Source organism: Streptomyces sp. NTH33 (genome assembly GCF_003236365.1).
In the GTDB taxonomy this organism is placed as follows: domain Bacteria; phylum Actinomycetota; class Actinomycetes; order Streptomycetales; family Streptomycetaceae; genus Streptomyces.
In genome coordinates, this window is sequence record NZ_POTZ01000381.1 from 1 (window position 1) to 6,712 (window position 6,712).

Sequence of the window (6,712 nt, forward strand, 5' to 3'; positions counted from 1 at the left end):
AGATTTGTATAAGAGACAGCCCCCTGGCTCACGGAGACCGACAGCCGCATCGGCCGGCTGCGGTACGCCCGCTCCCCCCTCACCTTCACCGGCGGCCCGGCCGGCTGGTCCCGCCCTCCGGTCCCGTGGGGCTCGGACACGGCCCGCTGGGCCTGAGCGAACAGGCGGTGCGTGAAGTCGGGGCGGGCGGAACGCCGTTGCCTCACTTGGCGGGAGCCACTTGCTCCGTTCGGGGCGGCTGGTGAGGATCGATGGGTGACGCTCATACGGCCGGCCGCCACGGCGGAGGACGCGCGCGGGGCGGGGCGGCGGGCCGCGACCGTCCGGGCCGTCGCCGTCCTCGTCCTGGTGGCCCTCGCCGCACTGATACCGCTGCTCGGTCCGTCCGCCGCCCTGCACGGCACCGGGGAGGCCGCCGCGCCCGGGGTCGGTGGCACAGCGGTGTTGCGGACGGTGCTGTTCGCGGCGGTCTGCGTCCCTGCCGGTGAGCTGTGTGTGAAGCGGCTGGCCGGCCGCGTCCCCGGAGCCCCCGGCGGGCTGCCGCGCAGCTGGTCGCCGTACGCGGCCGCCGCCGGTTTCCTCGCCGCCCTGGGCCTGGCCCTGGTGGTGGCCACCGGAAACCTGGTGCCGGACAGCCCGGCCCAGATCGACGTGGACGGCCTGTACCGGACCCGGGACGGCTCGCTGGCCCTGCTGGAGGTCAACGCCTTTCTCCTCATGGGCCTGTGCGCGCTCTCGCGGCGCCCGTCGCGGCAGGTGTGGCCGCTCGCCGCGGTGGTCGTCGCCGAGGCCCTGCGCGCGCACCCCGGCACCGAGAGCAGCCCGCTGATCGGCACCGCCCTGACCGCCGTCCACCTGGTCTGCGGGGCGCTGTGGGCGGGCGCGCTGCTGCACGCGCTGCGCACGCTGCGGCTGTGGCGCGGCGCGGCGGCGGGCGCCGCCCTGCTGGGCCGCTACGCGCGCGTGGCGGCCGTTCCGCTCGCCGCCGTCACCGCGACGGGCGTGTGCAGCGCCCTGCGCCGGATGCTGGCGGACACGGTGCTGCACCAGCTGACGGCGACGGCCTACGGCCGCGCCCTGCTCGCCAAGGTGATCCTCGTGGCCGGCGTCGCCCTGCTCGCCCTGTGGGCGCGGATCCGGCTGCGCCGGGCCTCCGATCCGCCGGCCGCGTCCGCTCCCGCCTGGGCGGAGGTCGCCGTGCTCGGTGTGGTGGTCGCGGTGTCGGGGCTGCTGACGGCGCTGCCGCTGCCGATCCGCTGGTGAGCGGGGTGCCGTCACACGCCCGCCGCCCCCAGCAAGGTCCCCGCCGCGTAGGTCACCGCCATGGCCAGCGCTCCGCCGCCCACGTTCCGCAGCACCGCCCGGCCGGGCCTGGCCGCGCCCAGCCGTGCGCTGCTCCAGCCGGTGAGGACGAGGGCGGCCAGGACGGACAGCACGGTGACGACCAGCCGCCACCCCGGCGGCGGCAGCACGATCGCCAGCAGGGGCAGCAGGGCGCCGACCGTGAACGCCAGGAAGCTCGCCGAGGCCGCGTGCCAGGGATTGGTCAGCTCGTCGGGGTCGATGCCGAGCTCCACGCGCGCGTGGGCCCGCAGCGCGTCCCGCGCGGTGAGCTGCTCCGCCGCCTCTCTGGCCACGTCGTGCGACAGTCCCCGTTCCTGAAGCATGCCGGTCAGCTCCCGCAGCTCCGCCTCGGGCTGCTCGCGCAGCTCCCGCTTCTCCAGGGCCAGCGCGGCCATCTCCGAGTCCCGCTGGGTCGACACCGACACGTACTCCCCCGTCGCCATCGACATCGACCCCGCGAGCAGCCCGGCCAGTCCGGCCGTCAGCAGCGCCGAGCGGGAGTCCGTCGCGCCGGCCACGCCGACGACGAGTCCCGCGGTGGACACGATGCCGTCGTTCGCCCCGAGAACGGCGGCCCGCAGCCAGTTGAGCCGCGCTCCGAGCGCACCCCCGTGCGCCTCGTCGTGCGGTGGTGGTTCCGTCGGTTCCGTCACAGAACGGAGAATCGCACAGTTCGCCCGTCGCGCGGGCCTCTGACCGGCGGTCAGCCCCCGTACCGGCCCTCCGGACCGCCGTCCGCAGGCCCGGTGCGGGGCCACCGGGGGACGAGGCTGTCAGTCGGGGACCGTATCCTCAGGGACCATGCTCGAAGACCGCACGCTCGCAGGGTTTTCCGCCACGCCGTGGCCGGCCGCGTATCCCAGGGGGTACGCGGTCGTCGACGTGGAGACGACCGGCCTGGCACGGGACGACAGGATCGTCTCCGCGGCGGTCTACCGGCTGGACGCGCGCGGTGAGGTCGAGGACCACTGGTACACGCTGGTCAACCCGGAGCGGGATCCGGGGCCGGTGTGGATCCACGGGCTGACGAGCGAGACGCTTCGGGGCGCGCCGCTGTTCGCGGACATAGCGGAGGAGTTCGGGGCGCGGCTGGCCGACCGCGTGCTCGTCGCGCACAACGCGGTCTTCGACTGGCAGATGATCGCGCGGGAGTACGCGCGCGCGCAGCGCGAGGCGCCGGTGCGGCAGCGGCTGTGCACCATCGCCCTCGCCAAGGAGCTGGCCCTGCCGCTGCCCAACCACAAGCTGGAGTCGCTGGCGGCGCACTTCGGCGTCGTACAGCGGCAAGCGCACCACGCGCTGGACGACGCGCGCGTGCTGGCGGAGGCGTTCCGGCCGAGTCTGCGGGCCGCGGCCGCGGGCGGGGTGCGGCTGCCGCTGCTGGAGTGCCGGCCGCTGACGGAGTGGTCGGACCGGCCGGTGTCCCGGCAGTCGTCGGGCGGCTACGGCGGCCATCGGCAGAGCAGCTGGCGCCCGTCCCGCAAGCGGCCCGCGTGCCCCTACCCCAACCCGGGCCGCTACGAGGCGGGCAAACGCCTCAAGCAGGGCATGCGGGTGGCCTTCTCCGGGGACACCTCCACCGAGCGTGAACTGCTGGAGGACCGGGCCGTGGAGGCCGGGCTGCACGTGTCCGCCAGTCTGTCCCGGCTGACCAGCCTGCTGGTGACCAACGACCCGGACTCGGGCACCTCCAAGGCGGTCAAGGCGCGGCAGTACGGCACTCCGGTGGTGGACGAGGCGGCGTTCGGGCAGCTGCTCGGGGACGTGGAGCCGGCGGACGGCCGCTGACGGACGTACGGGTGATGGCCGGACGACTCGCCCGCCGCCCGCTCGCCCGCGCGGCGTCCACGACCCACTCTGTGGCGCATGGCGAGATGCGAAGTGTGCGGCAATGACTACGGAATGACCTTCGAGGTGCACGCCCAGGGCGCGGTGCACGTCTTCGACTGCTTCGCCTGCGCGATCCACCGCCTGGCACCCATCTGCGAACACTGCCGTGTGCAGATCATCGGGCAGGGCGTCGAGGCCGAAGGCCACTGGTACTGCGGCGCCCACTGCGCCCGCGCGGAGGGGAGGGTCGGAATCGTCGACCACGTGTGAGGACACCCGGGACACCCCTGCCGAAAACACCCCGCGGTCCGGGAGGTACCGTCGTGGGGTGTACCGCTTCCTGTGGACCCGCCAGTGGGTGATCCTCACCATCGTCGCGATCGCACTGATCCCGGCGATGATACGGCTGGGCTTCTGGCAGCTGCACCGCCATGAGCACAAGGTCGCGCTGAACGAGGTGATCTCCGCCTCGCTGGCGGCCGAGCCGGTCCCGGCCGAGTCGCTGACCGCACCCGGCGCGACGGTGGAACACGCCGACCTGTACCGCAGGGTCACCGCCAAGGGCCACTTCGACACCGCCGACGAAGAGGTCGTGCGCCGCCGCACCAACACCGACGGCGACGTCGGCTACCACGTGCTGACCCCCTTCGTCCTCGAGGACGGCAAGGTCCTCATGGTCAACCGGGGCTGGGTCCCCGCGGACGCCTCGCAGACGGCGTTCCCGAAGATCCCGGCACCCGAGCGCGGCGAGATCACCGTCACCGGCCGGCTGATGCCCGACGAGACGACCGCGGACAGCGGCATCAAGAACGTCAAGGGCCTGCCCGACCGCCAGGTGATGCTGATCAACAGCGCCCAGCAGGCCGAACGGCTCGGCAAGCAGGTCCTCGGCGGCTACATCCAGCTGACCTCGCCCGCCCCCGGGGGCGGCAGCCCCGAACTGCTGCCCGATCCCGAGCACAGCGACATCGGCCCGCACCTGGCGTACGCCGTCCAGTGGTGGCTGTTCGCGGCGGGTGTCCCGGTCGGCTGGGTGGTCCTGCTGCGCCGCGAGGCCCGTGAGCGCGCTCAGGCGGCGGCGAAGGAAGGGGCGCAGGAGACGGCACCGGCGTCGGTCTAGCGAGGAGGTCCCGGAGGTCCCGGGCCGCCTCACCCGGGCGGCACGTCCCTGATTGCCGCCCGCGTCCGCCGGGAATCCGGTCATCCGTGCACCCGCGGATCGAGGACTACGCGCTCATCGGCGACGAGCAGACCGCCGCACTGGTCGGCAGGGACGGCTCCGTCGACTGGCTGTGCCTGCCCCGCTTCGACTCCGGCGCCTGCTTCGCCCGGCTGCTCGGCGACGAGGACAACGGCCACTGGCGCATCGCGCCCAAGGGCGCCGGCGGCCCCTGCGCCCGCCGCGCCTACCGCCCCGGCACGCTCGTCCTCGACACCGAGTGGGACACCCCGGACGGGTCGGTACGCGTCACCGACCTGATGCCGCAGCGTGACCGCGCGCCGGACCTCGTACGGATCGTGGAGGGCCTGAGCGGCCGGGTGACCGTGCGCAGTACGCTCCGGCTGCGCTTCGACTACGGCTCGATCGTCCCCTGGATGCGCAGATCGAACGGCCACCGGGTGGCCGTCGCCGGCCCGGACTCGGCGTGGCTGCGCAGCGAGCCGGCGGTCCGCACCTGGGGCGAGCACTTCGGCACGCACTCCGAGTTCGCGATCGCCGCCGGCGAGAAGGTGGCGTTCGTCCTGACCTGGCACCCCTCGCACGACCCGCGCCCCCCGCTGATCGACCCCTACGAGGCCCTCGAGCAGACCGTCGAGGACTGGAGTGCCTGGGCGGCGCGCTGCCGCTACGACGGACCGCACCGGGACGCCGTCGTCCGCTCCCTGATCACCCTCAAGGCGCTCACCTACGCCCCCACCGGCGGCATCGTCGCCGCCCCCACCACCTCCCTGCCCGAGGAGCTGGGCGGCGTGCGCAACTGGGACTACCGCTACTGCTGGCTGCGCGATTCCACCCTCACCCTGGGCGCCCTGCTGTCGGCGGGCTACCAGGAGGAGGCCGAGGCGTGGCGGAACTGGCTGCTGCGCGCGGTCGCGGGCAACCCGGCCGACCTGCAGATCATGTACGGCCTCGCGGGCGAGCGGCGGCTGCCCGAGTACGAGCTGCCGTGGCTGTCCGGCTTCGCCGGCTCCGTACCCGTACGCGTCGGCAACGACGCCGTCAGACAGCTCCAGCTCGACGTGTACGGCGAGGTCATGGACTCGCTGTCGCTGGCCCGGCGCTCGGGACTGTCCGCCAAACCGCACATATGGTCGATGCAGTGCGCGCTGCTGACCTTTCTGCGCGGGGCCTGGCGGCAGCCCGACGAGGGGCTGTGGGAGGTGCGCGGCGGCCGGCGCCACTTCGTGCACTCCAAGGTGATGGTGTGGGTGGCCGCCGACCGCGCGGTGCGCACGCTGGAGGAGAACCCGTCGCTGCGCGGGGACCTGGACGGCTGGCGGGCCCTGCGCGAGGAGGTGCACCGCGAAGTGTGCGCGAAGGGCTACGACGCCGAGCGGAACACCTTCACCCAGTCCTACGGCTCCCGCGAACTGGACGCCGCCCTGCTGCTGATCCCCCGGGTGGGCTTCCTGCCGCCCGACGACCCGCGCGTGGCCGGCACCGTGGACGCGGTCCGCGCGGAACTCGGCGAGGGCGGCTTCGTACGCCGCTACAGCACCGACACGACCGGCGTCGACGGGCTGCCCGGCGGCGAGGGCACCTTCCTGGTCTGCTCGTTCTGGCTCGCCGACGCGCTGCACATGACCGGCCGGACGAAGGAGGCCCGGGAGTTGTTCGAACGACTGGTCGATCTCGCCAACGACGTGGGGCTGCTCGCGGAGGAGTACCAGGTGGGCCGCGCCGGGACGCCCGGCCGGCAGCTCGGCAACTTCCCGCAGGCGTTCAGCCACATCGGACTGGTGAACACCGCCCTCGCCCTGTACGGGGGCGAGCGGGCAGGATAGGTGTCATGGATCTTGGACTGAAGGACCGGGTGTACGTCGTCACCGGATCGACGCGCGGACTGGGCAACGCCACCGCGCGCGAGCTCGTCGCCGACGGCGCGAAGGTGGTCATCACCGGGCGGGACGAGAAGCGGGTCGCCGAGGCGGCGGCCGAGCTGGGCCCGAACGCGGTCGGGGTGGCCGTGGACAACGCGGACGCGGAGGCGCCGGCGCGGCTGATCGCGGCGGCGCGGGACAGCTTCGGCGGCTTCCACGGCGTCCTCGTCAGCGTCGGCGGGCCGCCGCCCGGCTTCGTCGCCGACAACACCGACGAGCAGTGGCAGGCCGCGTTCGAATCGGTGTTCCTGGGCGCGGTACGGCTCGCCCGCGCGGCGGCGGCCGAGCTGGAGCCGGGCGGGGCCATCGGGTTCGTGCTGTCCAGCTCGGTGTACGAGCCGGTTCCCGGGCTGACCATCTCCAACGGGCTGCGGCCCGGGCTCGCGGGGTTCGCCAAGTCCCTCTCGGACGAGCTGGGGCCGCAGCCCGTTGGAGA

General features: G+C 73.9%; 7 protein-coding genes. 6 read left to right on the forward strand and 1 reads right to left on the reverse strand.

All coding sequences use genetic code 11. The features are described from left to right. Positions 1-255: 255 nt before the first annotated feature. Positions 256-1,263: a CopD family protein gene (locus C1I97_RS27925; protein WP_111005909.1), complete on the forward strand. Its 1,008-nt coding sequence runs from the start codon at positions 256-258 to the stop codon at positions 1,261-1,263. An 11-nt stretch (positions 1,264-1,274) separates the two neighbouring features. Here the strand turns inward: C1I97_RS27925 and C1I97_RS27930 are convergent, their stop codons facing one another. Then, positions 1,275-1,997: a VIT1/CCC1 transporter family protein gene (locus tag C1I97_RS27930; protein WP_111005910.1), complete on the reverse strand. Its 723-nt coding sequence runs from the start codon at positions 1,995-1,997 to the stop codon at positions 1,275-1,277. A 148-nt stretch (positions 1,998-2,145) separates the two neighbouring features. On the opposite strand from C1I97_RS27930, the gene C1I97_RS27935 reads away from it, so the two are divergent. The 5 genes from C1I97_RS27935 to C1I97_RS27955 form a co-directional block, all read left to right on the forward strand. Further along, a complete protein-coding gene (locus C1I97_RS27935) occupies positions 2,146-3,132 on the forward strand; it encodes a DEDDh family exonuclease (protein ID WP_111005911.1) in 987 nt (328 codons plus the stop codon). A gap of 78 nt (positions 3,133-3,210) precedes the next feature. Then, on the forward strand, positions 3,211-3,444 hold the full coding sequence (locus tag C1I97_RS27940) for a hypothetical protein (RefSeq protein ID WP_111005912.1): 234 nt from the start codon (positions 3,211-3,213) through the stop codon (positions 3,442-3,444). Positions 3,445-3,502: 58 nt separating this feature from the next. Then, the gene (locus C1I97_RS27945) at positions 3,503-4,294 is read left to right on the forward strand and encodes an SURF1 family cytochrome oxidase biogenesis protein (RefSeq protein ID WP_181446952.1); all 792 of its coding nucleotides are present in this window, start codon (positions 3,503-3,505) and stop codon (positions 4,292-4,294) included. Between the two features lie 86 nt (positions 4,295-4,380). Further along, the gene (locus C1I97_RS27950) at positions 4,381-6,180 is read left to right on the forward strand and encodes a glycoside hydrolase family 15 protein (RefSeq protein ID WP_111005913.1); all 1,800 of its coding nucleotides are present in this window, start codon (positions 4,381-4,383) and stop codon (positions 6,178-6,180) included. 5 nt (positions 6,181-6,185) lie between these two features. After that, a partial coding sequence (locus tag C1I97_RS27955; protein WP_111005914.1) for an SDR family NAD(P)-dependent oxidoreductase occupies positions 6,186-6,712 on the forward strand: 527 nt, incomplete at its 3' end.